Origin of the sequence: Pseudomonas svalbardensis (genome assembly GCF_030053115.1) — a bacterium.
GTDB lineage: Bacteria > Pseudomonadota > Gammaproteobacteria > Pseudomonadales > Pseudomonadaceae > Aquipseudomonas > Aquipseudomonas svalbardensis.
The window spans coordinates 6,142,491-6,158,348 of record NZ_CP125619.1 but is presented as its reverse complement, the minus strand read 5'-3'; the positions used below and the strand labels follow the sequence as shown (position 1 = coordinate 6,158,348).

The following is a 15,858-nucleotide window of genomic DNA, read 5'->3' as shown; positions in this document are numbered from 1 at the left end:
GAGTTGTCTTTGAAAAAGTTAGTGATGCTGATGTTGCTGGCCTTCCCCGCGTTCGCTCACAGCGAAGTGGAAACGAAAATTTCCTGTTTTAAATCCCAGGAAGGCAAGGACATAAAGTTTGAGTTCAGGACCTACCACGATCAGGCAGCCAAGTGGAGCGGGGCGGCGGTCAAGTATGCAACGTCCAAAGAATCGATCCCGTTGGTCTACAAAAGTACCGAGCAAGAAGAAATGTCCGAGGGCCGACCTTTTCAATTCACTACCACGTGGGTCGAAGTCGTGGGCGGCGCGATCACGGGTGAATATGTCATGGTCCGGCAAGGTGCACTGATTTACGGCATGTCGTACACCAATGCCAAAAGCAAGAAACACTATGGGTTTGAGCATCACCCGCAGATTGAGTCTTCTCCCGAGAAGGGGTGTCAGTGGTGAAGCTGTATACCTTAAAGATTTCAATGTTCCTGATGACGCTATTGAGTTTTGGCGCTGGCGCCGCTGAGTTTGTTTTTCCACACGCAACGATCTGTGAGCCTTACGGCAAGACGCCCGGCAGTTGTTCCGTTGCCTTGAATGCAGACGGCTATATTTTAGATGCCAGCTCAGGAAAGCGACTGTTCGACGACGCGGAATATACCGGCGCGATGTTTACCAACGCGCTGTATCGATCCGGAAGGCAGTACATCCTGGACAGTGAGAATTACTCTTCGGCTAAATCGCGCCGTTGGGTGGTTTTCAGCTATGACGGTAAAGAGATCGTCCTGAACCATATCTATATTTTTTCCTTGGATATCTCTACACAGATTGGCCCGTACTGGCATGGCTATGACTGCCGTCCGGCCAATGCGAAGTTGGTTGCTGGCGCGGGGCAGGGGCTTCTGGATTCCGCCATCAACACCCTTTGCAAGGACGTTGAAGCCAGCGTGGTAACGGTTGCGGATCAACCCCCTGCATCTTCGGCCGCCGGTTCGTTGGCGGTCAGTGTCCCGGTGTACAGCGACGGGCAACGCAATGGCGCGGCAACTTATGTGTTCGAGGGGACTGACGAGCCCGAGTTTCTGAAGATGGCGTGTGATTCCGGCTGCGCGCTTCCCTTGAAAGAAACAGTTTCGCTGAGTACGGGAGAGGTCGCGCAGCCGAGTTCCAGCGCCCATCAGCCAACGGTGATCAAACAGCAACAGGCCAGTTTATTGGGTGATGCATCCCGTCAAAACGTGTCTGTGCTGTCCGGTGATGCTGGGGCAGACTTCCGCCGCCTGCAGATCACACCTGAACACGGCACCGGTGACGACATCCTGCTGGATACCTCCAAGGCATTGCCGTTGATCAAGAGCCAATACTCGTCGGCCATGAGCGATATCTTCAGCGTCAACATAATCAACAACCCGGCTGGCGTGCTGAAGGTCATCGATATGCAAGGCGAGTCCGTGTCGGTCAAGCAGTCTTCTGCCGAAGCCGGAAACGCCCTTGTGCTGGTCAGCAGCGAAGAAGATAACGCCGTTTATAACTTCAACCTGGTGTTTCGCTACAACAAAAGCTCCAGGCAGTTCGAGCTGAAAAATGTATTACAGGTCGTCAATAACGAGTCCTGTGATCACTCGGTTGTCAGTGTCGAAGAAGTACCCAAAAGCCTGATCGGTGAAATGTCTTTGGCGTTTTTCGATGGACGCAAAGTGTTTGAGCAGTTGTCTGACTTGCGCATTAAAGCTGCCAGCGATTACAAAAAATTAATGATGACTGACGTCGTGGAACAGCTCGACAAGGCGTTGGCGCTGTATCGAAAAGGGCAGACCGAGGCCGTTTCGACGGTGATGGCGAATTTCCTGATGGATGGAGGCAGCGGTCACTGTTATCCGGACAGCTACATCGCGCAAAAGTATGACTTCGCTCAATCGCCGGGCTGGTCCAACGACCTGGGGTTTCTATTCGGTGAAACCGGCTATTACGCAGAGTCCACTGAGCTGTTGAACGCGGTAATTGCCAGAAACCCCACCCGAACCGTGGCCTATCTGAACCTCGCAGACAGTTACTGGGGCCTGAACAATAAAGCGCTGGCGGCGCAGGCTTACAAGCGGTACGCCTCGTTGATGACCGACGCGGGCAAGGTATCGAAGATTCCCGCGCGAGTGGCTGAGCGTAGCAATGGAGTGGCGGAGTGAACGAACGCAAGAAGCTGTTTTTGATTTTCGCGGGCGTGGTCCTGGCTGCGGCCATGGCCCCGGTTTTCGGCCAGCCCAACTGCAATCTCGACAGTTTGGAAACGCCTGATTTGCTGATGTGCAGCCAGCAGACTTTCGATTCACTCGACGTGGCATTGAATGCTCAATACAAAAAAGCGCTGGCCAGCTTGTCCCCGGACGACAAGCAATTGTTGGTGGATGTTCAGCGCAGTTGGGTGAGGTTCAAGGAGGGATACTGCGAAACGCTCTATCAAAAAGCCGGGGACGGTGAGGACGCGGCACTCAAAAAGTGGTCCTGCCTGCTGCACACCACCAATGGCCGGCTGAGCGAATTGATGTATTTGCAGACGGGGATGACCAACGATGGTTTCTACAACGCGATGCAGGCGATGGTGGGCAAAGACGACGCCATGACGCTGGAGGCAGCGGCGGAACGGTTGGGAGGCGAGGCGTTGGTTGACCCGATTTGGCAGCATTACGTGGATGGCCACTGTGAAATGGCCTTCGGTCTGTTTCGAGAAGATCTGGAGTTCTGTGGGCAGCGCATGCGTTTTCAGTTGCCCATCAATCGTTGATCGTGGGCTAAATAGGCGTTGTTTCGTCAGTTGAAAAGCGTGACTTGGCAGTCATTGACGCCAAAAACTGCATCATCTTCTGCAAACACAAGCCAATAGTGTCGTTATCGTCTGAAGCCGCTACACTGCGCCGGCCGTTCATTTTCCTTTTGAGGCTGTGCGCATGAAATTTCGTTTTCTTCTGTGGATGCTGGGTTTGTTGATGGGTAAGGCCAGTCGGACTAATCCTGCGTTTCAGCAACAGTTGGGTGACAAGGAGCTTGTATTCCAATTACAGACCCTGGACGGGAAAGTGGCGCGGCATTTCTTTGTGAAGGATCAGCGCATCACCAGCAAGTCCGGCGTGTATGCCGAGCCGGCGTTTGCGATTGCCTTTAAAGATGCGGCGTATGGCTTTGCCACGATGCAGGCGAAGAACAAGCAGCTGGCGTTTATGACGGGGATTCAGGACAAGTCGATTCAGATCAAGGGCAACCCGGCGCTGGTGATCTGGTTCCAGGGGTTGACCAAGTATTTGAAGCCGAAGAAGGCCAAGCCGAAGGCATAGGTCTTTCAGGTAGCTCGCCGGGACAAGCTAGCCTCTTCAGCCATCCGACTCAGGAGGCTCGCGGGCGTCCAGTGGCTGGGCCCGGTAGGTCTTGTAGATCTGCTGGATTTGCGGGTTGTCCAGATTCTCGTATGTGATGCCTTCCTTGTCCAGGCCATCCAGGCCTCTGATGCCACCGATGGTCTCTGGCCACTCGTCACGACTGGATATATCGACTACGAACGGGTTGAGGTAGTTATCGAGATGCCTCTCGCGAGGCTCTCGGATCTCGTCGCTGAGTGCCCGCAGGTAGTCATCTTTGCTTGTCATTGACCAGTCGATGGCGAACTCGGCTCGATAACAGAGTTCCATGAAGACTAATAGAATCGTGCGCCCATTGCCGTCCAGGAAGGGGTGTGCGAAAGCCAGCTGACCCATCACTCCGCCGGGATGGTCTCTGAAGCGTTTCTTGTCAGCTGCTAGCTTAAGCGCATAGTTGACAGACATTCTGATGGAGTCCGGGCGCTCGAAGACGGTGCTGCGGGGATCGTCGAGGGAGCCTTTGAAGACAGCCAGGTGAGGGACAAGCTCGTTCCGGTCTTTTCCTGCCCAGTGATAGAAGCCGGAGAACAGGATTTCGTGAACTTTGAGTACAGTTTTGTAATCGATTGGCTTTTTTTTGGCCAAATAGGCAAGCGCATCTTCGATGCTCAATTCGAACGAAAGATGCTCTGACTCTTTTACTTCAGTGGGATCTTTCAGTTGCAGCGAGTTTTGAAGATATCCAGCCGTTTCGAAGTCGCCGAATGGATCAAAAGTCATGCGCTACGTTTCTGTGCACGCCTTTCCTTAAGATAGCGCCCTTGGAGCGCCAGGATTTCAGACTTGCTCAGAACGCCTTTTCTCTTGAGATTGACGAGCAACTGTTCGATGCCATCCAACTCGACGATATCGCCAGCCAAGCGGGTAATGCTCACGGCCATACGACTCATGCCGTCACGTTCAGCAGTGACCTTGTTTTCTTTCGCAAGCTTACGGACTTGGCTTGCAACACTGACAGCAGCTCTTTGGGTCATCGGAAAGCCCTCTATTTGCCGTCAAATCATAGCAGGGCGCTTGCTTCCTGTCGTCGTTGGCTCAAAGGCCAAAATCTGTGGAAATAGGGCGATATTTGCAAGCCCGCTCAGGGATTTAGATGATCTCTGTGGGAGTGAGCCGGCTCCGGGCGGCGTTCCGACGATGCTTTTATACCTGGGTGAACTGCGAAGCCAGTTCGCGCAGCAGGACTTCTGCTTCGAGGACTTTGCTGACGACGTCGTTAGCTTTGTCGCGAGTCAGGCCGACGCGTTCCAGCAAGGCGTCCGGGATGTCTTCATCCGGGCCGGAGCCGATGCCACGGCTACGCAGCAAGCGCACCGCCAGGCAGACGAGGTTTGGGTACTCGGCGTAGTCGCCGTCATAGCTTGGGTCGTGCTGGAAGCGCAGGGCAGTGGCCAGTTCTTCGGGCATGTCCCAGTAGCGCATCAGCCACGAGCCGATCTGTTCACGGCTGATGCCGAGCAGGTGTTGCTCGACGTAGCTGTGGCACAGGTGCGGGTTGACCTCCAGGTGGCGGCAGATCAGCGAGAAGTGTGGCGGGAAGACGTGGGCCAGCAGCAAGTAGCCGAAGTTGTGCAGCAGGCCGGCGAGGTAGGTCAGGCCGGCTTCCGGGCGCTGGGCGCGGGGCATGGCGCGGGTCAGACCTTCGATGACGGCGGCGGTGTAGATCGATTGCTGCCAATACGGCGTGGTGTGTTGCGGGTGGTCTTTTGGCAGGCTCAGGGTTTTGCCCAGGGCCAGGCCTAGCGCAAGGTTGATCACCAGGTCGAAACCCAGCACCCGCACGATGGCGTCTTCCACTGAGCGAATCTTGCCCGGCGAGGCGTAGTACGGCGACGCCGCCCAGCTCACGACTTGTGCGGCCAGGGCCGGGTCGGTTTCGACGACGCCGGTGATGTCGTCGATGGTGGCGTTGGGGTCGACGCGCAGTTTGATGATTTTCTGCGCGGTCTCGGCCAGCGGCGGAATCTCGATGGTCTCTTCCAGGCGCTGCTGGATGCGCCGCGCGGTGAACGCTTGAACGGCCTGGGTGATTTCCTCACGGTCATCGTGAGGGCGGTCGAGGTTCGGGCGAATGCTGATCAGCGCTTCGCCGAAGTTGGCGGCGCTGGCCTTGGTCAGCATGGTCTTGAAGTCTTCGCTGGTGATCTCCAGCAACACGCCCGGCTCGCCCGAGTTGATCAGCAACTTCGGCTCGCGCAGCAGGCTTTCTTCATACAGGCACGGTGAACTGGTGAGCGCCGGCATGCCGGGCAGCAGGCTCAGGTTGTGTTTGCCGAGCATTTTTACCAGGCGTTCGGTGGACACGGCGGTGAGGCGGCGGCCGGTCAGTTCGGCGAGGCGATTGAGGTCCAGCAATTGGCTCTGCGGGAACAGCACCATGAGCGTGCCCACGGCGTCATCAAGCAGAACAGCCTGCACTTTGCGTGCGGCGTTCAGGCCGTGATGGTCGAGGACTTCTTCGTAGGCGATACCCAATTTGCCCAGCATCAGCCGAATAACCGACGGAGCGTGCGGGGTGGCGGGTGCGAGGGCAACTTCGGTCATGGTCTGTATCCGTTTTAAAACAATGGCAGGAGTATAACCAGCTTGCTCAGAACGGTGGTTCAGAAACTGCGACGGTGCTCACACTTGGCCGTATTGCTGCCCATGACGTAGCCAGCGGTCGAGCAGCGGGCTGACGTGATCCGGCCAGCGCTCCAGCAGCGCCTGGGCGGCGTCGCGCACGGCGGGCAGCAGATCGGCGTCGCGCATCAGGTCGGCGACCTTGAATTGCAGCAGGCCGGTTTGACGCGTGCCGAGCATTTCGCCGGGGCCGCGCAGTTCGAGGTCTTTTTCGGCGATGACAAACCCGTCGTTGGTTTCGCGCATGATGCCCAAACGCTGACGACCGATCTGTGACAGCGGCGGATGGTAAAGCAGCACGCAATGACTGGCGGCGCTGCCCCGACCCACACGGCCGCGCAACTGGTGCAATTGCGCGAGCCCGAGGCGTTCGGGGTTTTCGATGATCATCAGGCTGGCGTTGGGCACGTCGACGCCGACTTCGATCACCGTGGTGGCGACCAGCAGTTGCAGGTTGCCGGCCTTGAATTCGGCCATGACCGCGGCTTTTTCGACGGGCTTCATGCGGCCGTGGATCAGCCCGACCTTCAACTCACCGAGGGCGGCGGTGAGGTCTTCGTAGGTGGTTTCGGCAGCCTGGCAAGTCAGCTCTTCCGACTCTTCAATCAGCGTGCACACCCAATAGGCCTGACGCCCTTCGGCACAGGCGCCGCGCACCCGTTCGATGACTTCGGCGCGCCGGGTATCGGTGATCAGCACGGTGTTCACCGGGGTTCGGCCGGGCGGCAGTTCGTCGAGGATCGAGGTGTCGAGGTCGGCGTAGGCGCTCATGGCCAGCGTCCGGGGAATCGGTGTGGCGGTCATGATCAGCTGATGCGGACACATCCGCCCGCCAACACCTTTCTGCCGCAACGCCAGCCGTTGCTGCACGCCGAAGCGGTGCTGTTCGTCGATGATCGCCAGCGCGAGGTTTTTGAACTGCACTTCGTCCTGGAACAGCGCGTGGGTGCCGACCACCATCGGTGTGCCGTTGGCAATCTGCTCCAGTGCTGCCGCGCGGTTCTTGCCTTTCAGCTTGCCGGCCAGCCACGCGACTTCAATGCCCAGCGGTTCGAGCCAGCGTTTGAAGGTGATGAAGTGCTGCTCGGCGAGGATTTCGGTGGGCGCCATCAGCGCCACTTGATATCCGGCCTCCAGCGCCTGCAGCGCGGCGAGGGCAGCGACCACGGTTTTACCCGCGCCGACGTCGCCTTGAATCAACCGCAACATGGGCTCGTGCTGACTGAGGTCGTAGGCGATTTCGTTGCCGACCCGTTGCTGGGCGCCGGTCGGAGTGAAGCCAAGGTTGGCCAGATACTGGGCCGGCAGCCGGGTGGCTTTCGGCATCGCCGGCGCGCGCAGGGAGCGCATGCTCTCGCGCAGACGCTGCTGGGACAGTTGATGCGTCAGCAGTTCCTCAAAGGCCAGACGGTGCTGCGCCCAGTGATGACCGAGGGCGAGTTCGTCGACGTCGGCATCGGCGGGCGGGTGGTGCAGGTAGCGGATCGCATCTGCTAGCGGCGCTAGTTGATAGTCCCGCGCCAGTTCGGTCGGCAGCCAGTCGGGCAGGCTGGTGGGACCGAGCATCGTCAGGGTTTGCATGCACAATTGGCGCAAGCGCTGTTGGGTCAGGCCTTCAGTGAGCGGGTAAACCGGGGTCAGGGTTTCATCCACCGGTGGCGGCTCGTCGCCGGTGATGGCGCGGTATTCCGGGTGGTAGATTTCCAGTCCCGACGCACCGGGACGCGCTTCGCCGTAGCAGCGAATCCGCGTGCCGCGTTTGAGGCCTTCTTTCTGGGCGTTGCTGAAATGGTAGAAGCGCAGGCTGAGCCCGCCGGTGCCGTCCTGCAGGCGCACGACCAGGCTGCGGCGGCGGCCCATGACCACATCGGCGCCGCTGACGGTGCCTTCGATCACGGCGTCTTGCCCCGGTCGCAATTGGCCGATCGGGACCACGCGGGTGCGGTCCTGATAACGCAGCGGCAGGTGAAAAAGCATGTCCTGGAGATTCTCCAGGCCGACCTTGGCCAACTTCTCGGCCATGGCTTCGCCGACACCCTTCAGTGCCGTCACCGACACTTGCGACAACTCGGTCATGGCAGCGACTTAGGCCGCAACCACCGGTGCTTGTGGCTTGGCCACCGAGCACAGGCGAATGGAGTCAGCGAGGATTTCAATCGCTTTCGGCCGCGGGAAGCTCGCGCGCCAGGCGATGGCCACGGTGCGGAACGGCACCGGAGGCGTCAGTGGGCGCACTTCGATCACGCCGGGAGCGTAGTGATGGCTGTCGACCGCCGACAGCGGCAGGATTGAGATGCCGAGGCCGGACGCAACCATGTGGCGGATGGTTTCCAGGGAACTGGATTCGACCGTGGTGTGCTTGGCGCCGTCGTTGCCTTTGGCCAGGGTCGGGCAGGCTTCCAGCACTTGATCGCGGAAACAGTGGCCTTCGCCGAGCAGCAGCAGGCTCTTGTCGTTGAGCAGCGCGGCGTCGATGGATTCTTTTTGGGTCCACGGGTGCTGGGCCGGCATCAGGACGTAGAACGGCTCGTCGTAGAGCTGCAAGGTCAGCACGTCGGCTTCGTTGAACGGCAGGGCGATGATGATCGCGTCTAGCTCGCCGTTGCGCAGTTTGTCGCGCAGCACGTGGGTAAAGTTTTCTTCGATGTACAACGGCATCTGCGGGGCGACCCGGTGCAGTTGTGGAATCAGGTGCGGAAACAGGTACGGGCCGACGGTGTAGATGGCGCCGACTTTCAGCGGGGCAGTCAGCTGGTTTTTGCCGGCCTGGGCCAGTTCACGGATGCCTTGGGCCTGCTCCAGAACTTTCTGCGCCTGGGCGACAATGCCTTCACCGACCGGAGTCAGGCGCACGGCACTCTTGCTGCGCTCGAAAATCAGCACACCGAGTTCGTCTTCAAGCTTTTTCACGCCCACCGACAGGGTCGGCTGGCTGACGTGGCAACGCTCGGCCGCGTGGCCGAAGTGCTGCTCTTGGGCGAGGGTAACGATGTAGCGTAATTCTGTAAGAGTCATAGCAAGCGTCCATGAAGTTGCGGGCCAAGCATACCGGCTGCAATCGATAGACGCACGTTATCAGACTGAGTGTGTTGAGTGACACAGGGTAAAGCGGGTTTGCCGCTGGCGGATATGCAAAAGGCACCTTTCGGGTGCCTTTATGGCTGCTGCATGACCCTGTGGGAGCGAGCCTGCTCGCGAAGGCGGTGTAACAGTCAACGAAGATGTTGAATGTAATGGCCTCTTCGCGAGCAGGCTCGCTCCCACATGGGTTTGTCGGTGGTTTAACGCCGGCGTTTTTCCAGCGAGTAAACAAACGGTGCAACGATTTCGATGGCGCCGTTGGTCAGCATGTCAGCCGGTGGCTTGGGCAGTGGTTGGGCACGGCGGATCATTTCCAGGGTGGCCCGGTCCAGATCGGCATTACCGGAAGCGGTCACCAGTTCAAACGACAACACGTTACCTTCGGCATCCACCACGAAGCGCAGACGGTTCATCCCTTCCTTGCTCCGCGCCTGCGCACTGGCCGGGTACTTTTTATACTTGGCCAGGTGAGCGAGCAGGGTGCCTTGCCAGCTGGCCTTGGCCGCTTGCTGCGCCGGTGATGGGCCCGGTGCCGGCTGAGCGGATTTCTCCGTCGGTGCCTGAGTCGGTTGCGCGTCGCTCGGTTTTTCCTCGGACGGCTTCTCTTTCGGCGGTTCCGGCTTTTTCTCCACAGGCTTGGGCGGTTGAGGCTTTGGCTTGGGTTTGACCGGTTTCGGCACCGCGATCTCGGCCTTCGGCACTTCAGCCAGCTTCGGTATCGGCAGTTCTTCCACCGGGGCGGGTGGCTGTGGCGGCGTTATGACCTTCGGCGGTGCCGGCGGTGGCGGGGCCGGAACCGGCGCCAATTCGACCATCATCGCCTGTGGCGGCAGCTCGATCGGTGGGTGCGACGTCCAGTTCAGCGCCAGCGCAATGGCCAGCGCATGGACGCCCAGCACCACGGCCAGGCTCCCGCTGTAACGCGTCAGCTTTTGGCGCGTCGTGATCATTTCTTGACTGCCGTCTCGAGTCCGACCAGACCCACCTTCAGGTAACCGGCAGAGCGCAGGTTGTCCATCACGCTCATCAGGTCGCCGTAATCCACGCCTTTATCGGCCTGGAAGAAGATCGTCGTGTCTTTTTTGCCTTTGGTCCTGGCGTCGAGGGTGGCGCCGAGTGCTTCGGCCTTCACCTCGTCTTCGCCGAGGAACAGGCGTTGGTCAGCCTTGACGCTGAGGAACACTGGTTTCTCTGGCCGTGGCGCCGGTTTGGCGCTGGAGGCCGGCAGGTCGACCTTGATGTCCACGGTGGCGAGCGGGGCTGCCACCATGAAGATGATCAACAGCACCAGCATCACGTCGATGAACGGTGTGACGTTGATTTCGTGGTTCTCGGCCAGATCGTCGTCTGCGCCTTCTTTCAAATGCAAGCCCATGGCTGATTACCCTACTTTGACCATGTGCGGTTGCGCGGAGCGCTCGGTGGTCGGCAGGTGATCGAGGTCGCGGCTGACCAGCAGCAGGACTTCAGCCGAGGCATCGGAAACTTGCGCCTTGTAGCCGGCAATGGAGCGGGCAAATACGTTGTAGATCACAACGGCCGGAATCGCTGCAACCAGACCCAACGCGGTTGCCAGCAGGGCTTCGGCGATGCCGGGAGCCACGACGGCGAGGTTGGTGGTCTGGGTTTTGGCGATGCCGATGAAGCTGTTCATGATGCCCCACACGGTACCGAACAGGCCGACGAACGGCGCGGTGGAACCGATGGTGGCGAGTACGCCGGTGCCGCTGCTCATGTTGCGACCGCAGGCTGCAACCAGGCGCTCAAGACGGAAGGCGACGCGTTCCTTGATACCTTCTTTCTCGCGGCTGTTGGCCGACAGCTTCATTTCTTCCAGTGCGTCGTGCACCAGCAGGTTGGCGAGTGTGCCGGCCTTGGTTGCCGAAGCGCTGGCTTCTTTAAGGGTGGTGGCTTTTTTCAGGTGGACGATTTCGGTGCGCAGACGACGCTTGGCGCCCATCAGCTCGAAGCCTTTGGCGATCCAGATGGTCCAGGTGATGATCGAGGCGATGGCCAGACCGATCATCACGATTTTCACGATGATGTCGGCGTTCTGGTACATGCCCCACGGCGACAGGTCGTGGGCCATGCCCAGGGTGTTGTCGGCTTCGAGGACTTCCGGAACGTCTTCGGCGGTGGTGTCTACGGCTTGGGCCGGGTCGGTCGCAGCCGGGGTAACATGATCGGCTGGAGCTGGAGCAGCAGTGGCTGCCGGAGCGGCTGGCGCTTGTGCGTCAGCGAAAGCGGCGGTCGGCGCCAGCATCAGGCTGAGCAGCAGGGCGGCCACCGCGCTCCAGGCGCGAGGTCGTTTGGTTGGCGAAGCGGGGAATTGATTGGGTGTCATGCTGGCCGGACCTGAGAGAAAAAGACGGTAAATGTTCTTCCAGGCCTCGTGAGGCCGAGAACAAAAGTGGCAGGCATTATTGCAAGTAATTCTTGTTAACAAAAGTAATAGAGTATCTTTTTTTCCCGCATTGCTAGCCGCTTGTCCATTGCCGGCGCTAGTCTGTGCCTTTCCAAAGGGAGTTTTCTGATGTCCGCGCCTTCTGTTTTGATCGCCGGCTGCGGTGATGTTGGCAGTCGTCTGGCTACGCAATTGCTGGCTTCCGGGTGGGAGGTTCATGGCCTGAGGCGTGACGTCTCACGCCTGCCCAAGGGGGTAATTGGCGTTGCCGGTGACTTGTTCAATGAAGACTGTCCAGCGACCTGGCCAGTCGGTGCGGTGGATTACCTGGTGTATTGCGCGGCCGCCACCGATCACGATGAAGCCGGTTATCGCGCCGCTTATGTGCAGGGCTTGCAGCATGTGCTGGACTGGCTGAACGACTACGGTCAGGTGCCCAATCGCCTGCTGTTTGTTTCTAGCAGCAGTGTGTACGGCCAGCAGAATGGCGAGTGGGTCGATGAGACTTCGCCGACCATTGCAACAGGCTATTCGGGTCGATTGATGCTAGAGGCGGAGCAAGTGGCGCTCGATAGCGGCATCCCGGCCAGCATCGTACGTTTGACCGGCATTTACGGCCCGGGCCGCGAATGGTTGCTGACGCAGGTGCGTCGGGGTTATCGCGTGGCCATCGATCCACCGTTGTACGGCAATCGCATTCACGCCGACGACGCGGCAGGGTTGATGGCGTGTCTGCTTGAAGCGGATCGTCGCGGTGTGGTGCTGGATGACGTCTATATTGGTGTGGACGATGCGCCTGCGCCGCTGGCCGAAGTGGTGGGCTGGTTGCGTGAGTATCTGGGCGTGACCGAATGGGCCGAAGACGCGAGCGTGCGCCGCACTGGCAGTAAGCAATGCAGCAATGCTCGGGCGAAAGCTTTGGGCTGGACACCGAAGTACCCAAGCTATCGCGAAGGCTATGCCGCGATTCTTGAAGGTCGCTGCTAACTTCCGTCACCCCAAACCAAATAATGGGAGCAAGCTCGCTCCCACAGTTGGTTATGCGTTGGCCTTATGGCCGGGTTACTGCTTTTCCAGCAACCACTTGCGATCACCCGGGGTGAACTGCGGCATTTCATCCGCCTGTGCGGTGTTCACTGCCTGGAGGATTTCCAGTTCCTTGCCCTTGCGCGCAAATATCCAGGTGTTGCCCTGACCATTCGCCTGTAGCCACATGTTGTCATTGCCGCCGCTCATCGACGCGCAATCACCGGCCAGGCACAGGGCATAGCGATCCGCCCCCGGCAGACCTGCAACCTGGCCGTCAGCCTGGAATTGCACGGTATTGCCTTCACCGGGACCGCTGACGACTTTCCAGCTGCCGCCCATGTAGGCCGAATACAGTGCGCGCTCGAAACTGGCGCCCATCGGTGCGCCGTCCGGCACCGTAACCTGCGCGCGGTCGAAGACTTGCTCCGGCTCATTGTCGCTGGCGACTTGGCTCAGTTGCTTGCCGTCACGCTTCAGTTCGCTGGCGGAGCTGCCATAAAAGTCGACTTTCCACGCGCCAGACTCTTCGCCCAGCAGCTTGCCGTCGACATTTTCAAAACCGTTGGTGTAGCGGGCCTGGCCGGCCTTGGTGTTGACGTCCCATTCCAGGTTCGGGCCATAGGCCTGGAGCGCTTCGCGCAGGGGGCCGCCTTTGGCTGCAGCATTGATTGCCACCTGATTGATCCAGGTGCCGCTGATGTCACGGTCGGCAGGGTTGCTGGCACAACCGCCCAAGAGTAGGGCGACCAGCGAGAGAGCTAGCGCTTGGCGCATGGTGGAATCCTTTCAGAAACGGAGTCGGCGCAGCCTCAAAAAGCTGCGCCGGATGTATTACTCGATGACCAGAATGGCATCCATCTCAACCTGCGAACCCTTTGGCAGGGCCGCTACGCCGATGGCGGCGCGGGCAGGGTAAGGCTGGTCAAAGTACTTGCCCATGATCTCGTTGACCTTGGCGAAGTGGCTCAGGTCGGTGAGGAAGATGTTCAGTTTGACAATGTCCTTGAACGAACCGCCAGCGGCTTCAGCCACGGCTTTGAGGTTCTCGAACACCTGGACGGTCTGGGCTTCGAAGCCTTCTACCAGTTCCATGGTTTTTGGGTCCAGAGGAATTTGACCCGACATGTAAACGGTGTTGCCGGCCTTGATCGCCTGGGAGTAAGTGCCGATGGCGGCCGGGGCCTTGTCGCTGGTGATAACAGTCTTGGTCATGAATGACTCCTTGTAATGAGTGGCTTACGCACGCATGCGAGTGATGCGAATCACCCCGGTCAGGGCGCGCAGTTTCTTGATCACGCGGGCCAGGTGCACGCGGTCGTGCACGCTGACCACCAGTTGGACCACGCTGATGCGACCATCGCGTTCGTCCATGCTGATTTTTTCGATATTGCCGTCGGCCGCGTTGACGCTGCTGGCCAGCAGAGCGATCAAGCCGCGCTGGTGTTCCAGCTCGACGCGCAGTTCGACATTGAATTCGCCGGTGACATCCTTGGCCCACGAGAGCTGGATGCATTTTTCCGGGTTGTGGCGGATTTCGCTGATGTTACGGCAGTTGTCCAGGTGCACGACCATGCCTTTGCCCGCAGACAGGTGGCCGACAATCGGGTCGCCCGGGATCGGCGTGCAGCACTTGGCGTAACTGAGTACCAAGCCTTCGGTGCCGCGAATCGCCAGCGGGCCTTCCGCGCTCGGCAGCTGTTCGCCTTCACCAAGCAGTCGGCGGGCGACCACGTATGCCATGCGATTGCCCAGCCCGATGTCTTCAAGCAGGTCTTCGATCAGTTCCAGGCGGTACTCGGTGAGCATCGCCTTGACGCGCTCGGCCGCAACTTTCTCCAGCGAGCTGTCGAAACCGTTGAGGACCTTGTTCAGCAGGCGTTCGCCGAGGCTGATGGATTCGGAGCGGCGTTGCAGTTTCAGCGCATGGCGGATGTGGGTCCGCGCCTTGCCGGTGACCACGAAGTTGAGCCACGCCGGGTTCGGCCGCGCGCCGGGGGCGCTGACGATCTCGACCGTGGAGCCGCTTTGCAGCGGTTCGGACAGCGGTGCGAGACGACGATTGATCCGACAGGCAATGCAGCTGTTGCCCACGTCGGTGTGCACCGCGTAAGCGAAGTCGACCGCCGTGGAGCCTTTGGGCAGCTCCATGATCCGGCCTTTGGGCGTGAACACGTAGACCTCGTCCGGGAACAGGTCGATCTTCACGCTCTCGATGAATTCCAGCGAGTTGCCGGCCCGTTGCTGCATCTCCAGCACGCCTTTGACCCACTGGCGGGCGCGGGCATGAGTGCCTTTTGGCTGCTCGTCGCCGCTGGATTTGTACAGCCAATGGGCGGCGATGCCGTTGTTGGCCATCTCTTCCATTTCGCGGGTGCGGATCTGAATCTCGATCGGTACACCATGCATGCCGAACAGCGTGGTGTGCAGCGACTGGTAGCCGTTGGCCTTGGGGATCGCGATGTAATCCTTGAAGCGCCCCGGCAACGGTTTGTACAAATTATGCACAGCACCCAGCACGCGGTAGCAGGTATCGACCTTGTCGACGATGATCCGGAACGCGTAGACGTCCATGATCTCGTTGAAGGCCCGACGCTTGCCGCGCATTTTCTTGTAGATGCCGTAGAGGTGTTTCTGACGACCGCTGACCTCGCCCTGAATACCGTCGATGGCCAGGCAGTGGCTGAGTGATTCTTCGATCTTGTTGACGATTTCCTTGCGGTTGCCCCGGGCGCGTTTGACCGCCTGGTTGATCCGTGCGGAACGCATCGGGTGCATCGCCTTGAAGCCGAGGTCTTCGAATTCTATGCGGATGGCGTGCATGCCCAGTCGGTTGGCGATGGGCGCATAGATTTCCAGGGTTTCCTTGGCGATTCGTCGGCGTTTTTCGCCGGACAGGACTTCCAGGGTCCGCATGTTGTGCAGGCGGTCGGCCAGTTTGACCAGGATCACGCGAATATCGCGGGCCATGGCCATGGCCATTTTCTGGAAGTTTTCGGCCTGGGCTTCGGCCTTGGTCTCGAAGTTCATCTGGGTCAGTTTGCTGACCCCGTCGACCAGTTCGGCCACGGTTTCGCCGAATTGCGCTTGCAGCGCTTCCTTGGCAATACCGGTGTCTTCGATCACGTCATGCAGCATCGCAGCCATCAGGCTCTGATGGTCCATGTGCATGTCGGCAAGAATATTCGCAACCGCGAGTGGGTGCGTGACGTACGCCTCGCCGCTACGGCGGCGCTGGCCATCGTGGGCTTGTTCGGCGTAGAAGTACGCTCGGCGGACCAGGTTGACCTGGTCCTTGCCGAGGTAGGTCGATAAGCGATCGGCGAGGGCGTCTATGCTCGGCAT

The 15,858-nt window shown here is 59.4% G+C and carries 16 protein-coding genes; 5 read left to right on the top strand and 11 right to left on the bottom strand.

Going from position 1 to position 15,858, the window contains the following annotated elements; translation table 11 throughout:
• Positions 1 to 9: 9 nt before the first annotated feature.
• The 4 genes from QFX16_RS28585 (at position 10) to QFX16_RS28570 (ending at position 3,299) form a co-directional block, all read left to right on the top strand.
• Complete coding sequence (locus QFX16_RS28585; protein WP_283182202.1) at positions 10 to 432, top strand: hypothetical protein; 423 nt, start codon at positions 10 to 12, stop codon at positions 430 to 432.
• The gene (locus tag QFX16_RS28580) at positions 429 to 2,156 is read left to right on the top strand and encodes a tetratricopeptide repeat protein (RefSeq protein ID WP_283182201.1); all 1,728 of its coding nucleotides are present in this window, start codon (positions 429 to 431) and stop codon (positions 2,154 to 2,156) included. The genes QFX16_RS28585 and QFX16_RS28580 overlap by 4 nt, the downstream gene beginning before the upstream one ends.
• On the top strand, positions 2,153 to 2,752 hold the full coding sequence (locus QFX16_RS28575; RefSeq protein WP_283182200.1) for a lysozyme inhibitor LprI family protein: 600 nt from the start codon (positions 2,153 to 2,155) through the stop codon (positions 2,750 to 2,752). The genes QFX16_RS28580 and QFX16_RS28575 overlap by 4 nt, the downstream gene beginning before the upstream one ends.
• A gap of 163 nt (positions 2,753 to 2,915) precedes the next feature.
• The gene (locus QFX16_RS28570) at positions 2,916 to 3,299 is read left to right on the top strand and encodes a helicase (protein ID WP_084317752.1); all 384 of its coding nucleotides are present in this window, start codon (positions 2,916 to 2,918) and stop codon (positions 3,297 to 3,299) included.
• Between the two features lie 36 nt (positions 3,300 to 3,335).
• Here QFX16_RS28570 and QFX16_RS28565 read toward each other — a convergent pair whose 3' ends face one another.
• The 8 genes from QFX16_RS28565 to exbB form a co-directional block, all read right to left on the bottom strand.
• A complete protein-coding gene (locus QFX16_RS28565) occupies positions 3,336 to 4,100 on the bottom strand; it encodes a Fic/DOC family protein (RefSeq protein WP_283182199.1) in 765 nt (254 codons plus the stop codon).
• Positions 4,097 to 4,354, bottom strand: coding sequence for a hypothetical protein (locus QFX16_RS28560; protein ID WP_283182198.1), 258 nt, complete (start codon positions 4,352 to 4,354; stop codon positions 4,097 to 4,099). The genes QFX16_RS28565 and QFX16_RS28560 overlap by 4 nt, the downstream gene beginning before the upstream one ends.
• 169 nt (positions 4,355 to 4,523) lie before the next feature.
• Positions 4,524 to 5,924 (bottom strand): aminoacyl-tRNA deacylase and HDOD domain-containing protein, encoded by a 1,401-nt coding sequence (locus QFX16_RS28555; protein WP_283182197.1) that lies wholly within the window; start codon positions 5,922 to 5,924, stop codon positions 4,524 to 4,526.
• A gap of 78 nt (positions 5,925 to 6,002) precedes the next feature.
• Complete coding sequence (recG, locus tag QFX16_RS28550; protein ID WP_283182196.1) at positions 6,003 to 8,078, bottom strand: ATP-dependent DNA helicase RecG; 2,076 nt, start codon at positions 8,076 to 8,078, stop codon at positions 6,003 to 6,005.
• A gap of 9 nt (positions 8,079 to 8,087) precedes the next feature.
• Complete coding sequence (locus QFX16_RS28545) at positions 8,088 to 9,017, bottom strand: hydrogen peroxide-inducible genes activator (RefSeq protein WP_008150125.1); 930 nt, start codon at positions 9,015 to 9,017, stop codon at positions 8,088 to 8,090.
• Positions 9,018 to 9,283: 266 nt separating this feature from the next.
• Positions 9,284 to 10,033, bottom strand: coding sequence for a TonB family protein (locus QFX16_RS28540; protein WP_283182195.1), 750 nt, complete (start codon positions 10,031 to 10,033; stop codon positions 9,284 to 9,286).
• Positions 10,030 to 10,458 carry a TonB system transport protein ExbD gene (exbD, locus tag QFX16_RS28535; RefSeq protein ID WP_008150131.1) on the bottom strand — a complete coding sequence of 143 codons (429 nt, stop codon included), beginning with the start codon at positions 10,456 to 10,458 and terminating at the stop codon, positions 10,030 to 10,032. The genes QFX16_RS28540 and exbD overlap by 4 nt, the downstream gene beginning before the upstream one ends.
• Before the next feature lie 6 nt (positions 10,459 to 10,464).
• On the bottom strand, positions 10,465 to 11,427 hold the full coding sequence (gene exbB / locus QFX16_RS28530) for a tonB-system energizer ExbB (protein WP_283182194.1): 963 nt from the start codon (positions 11,425 to 11,427) through the stop codon (positions 10,465 to 10,467).
• A gap of 189 nt (positions 11,428 to 11,616) precedes the next feature.
• Here exbB and QFX16_RS28525 point away from each other — a divergent pair, with 189 nt between their 5' ends.
• Positions 11,617 to 12,474, top strand: a complete 858-nt coding sequence (locus tag QFX16_RS28525; protein ID WP_283182193.1) for an SDR family oxidoreductase — start codon at positions 11,617 to 11,619, stop codon at positions 12,472 to 12,474.
• Between the two features lie 75 nt (positions 12,475 to 12,549).
• On the opposite strand, the gene QFX16_RS28520 is transcribed toward QFX16_RS28525, so the two are convergent.
• The 3 genes from QFX16_RS28520 to spoT are packed head-to-tail and all read right to left on the bottom strand — an operon-like array spanning position 12,550 to position 15,858.
• The gene (locus tag QFX16_RS28520; protein WP_283182192.1) at positions 12,550 to 13,290 is read right to left on the bottom strand and encodes a hypothetical protein; all 741 of its coding nucleotides are present in this window, start codon (positions 13,288 to 13,290) and stop codon (positions 12,550 to 12,552) included.
• A gap of 57 nt (positions 13,291 to 13,347) precedes the next feature.
• Entirely contained in the window at positions 13,348 to 13,728 is a 381-nt protein-coding gene (gene ridA / locus QFX16_RS28515; RefSeq protein WP_003229509.1) for a RidA family protein, read from the bottom strand.
• Positions 13,729 to 13,752: 24 nt separating this feature from the next.
• Positions 13,753 to 15,858 (bottom strand): bifunctional GTP diphosphokinase/guanosine-3',5'-bis pyrophosphate 3'-pyrophosphohydrolase, encoded by a 2,106-nt coding sequence (gene spoT, locus QFX16_RS28510; protein WP_033059343.1) that lies wholly within the window; start codon positions 15,856 to 15,858, stop codon positions 13,753 to 13,755.

Coding starts and splice junctions, on each gene's coding strand:
- QFX16_RS28570 (WP_084317752.1), top strand. CDS start 2,916: ATGAAATTTCGTTTTCTTCTGTGGATGCTGGGTTTGTTGATGGGTAAG.
- QFX16_RS28565 (WP_283182199.1), bottom strand. CDS start 4,100: ATGACTTTTGATCCATTCGGCGACTTCGAAACGGCTGGATATCTTCAA.
- QFX16_RS28560 (WP_283182198.1), bottom strand. CDS start 4,354: ATGACCCAAAGAGCTGCTGTCAGTGTTGCAAGCCAAGTCCGTAAGCTT.
- QFX16_RS28555 (WP_283182197.1), bottom strand. CDS start 5,924: ATGACCGAAGTTGCCCTCGCACCCGCCACCCCGCACGCTCCGTCGGTT.
- recG (WP_283182196.1), bottom strand. CDS start 8,078: ATGACCGAGTTGTCGCAAGTGTCGGTGACGGCACTGAAGGGTGTCGGC.
- QFX16_RS28545 (WP_008150125.1), bottom strand. CDS start 9,017: ATGACTCTTACAGAATTACGCTACATCGTTACCCTCGCCCAAGAGCAG.
- QFX16_RS28540 (WP_283182195.1), bottom strand. CDS start 10,033: ATGATCACGACGCGCCAAAAGCTGACGCGTTACAGCGGGAGCCTGGCC.
- exbD (WP_008150131.1), bottom strand. CDS start 10,458: ATGGGCTTGCATTTGAAAGAAGGCGCAGACGACGATCTGGCCGAGAAC.
- exbB (WP_283182194.1), bottom strand. CDS start 11,427: ATGACACCCAATCAATTCCCCGCTTCGCCAACCAAACGACCTCGCGCC.
- QFX16_RS28525 (WP_283182193.1), top strand. CDS start 11,617: ATGTCCGCGCCTTCTGTTTTGATCGCCGGCTGCGGTGATGTTGGCAGT.
- QFX16_RS28520 (WP_283182192.1), bottom strand. CDS start 13,290: ATGCGCCAAGCGCTAGCTCTCTCGCTGGTCGCCCTACTCTTGGGCGGT.
- ridA (WP_003229509.1), bottom strand. CDS start 13,728: ATGACCAAGACTGTTATCACCAGCGACAAGGCCCCGGCCGCCATCGGC.
- spoT (WP_033059343.1), bottom strand. CDS start 15,858: ATGCCGAGCATAGACGCCCTCGCCGATCGCTTATCGACCTACCTCGGC.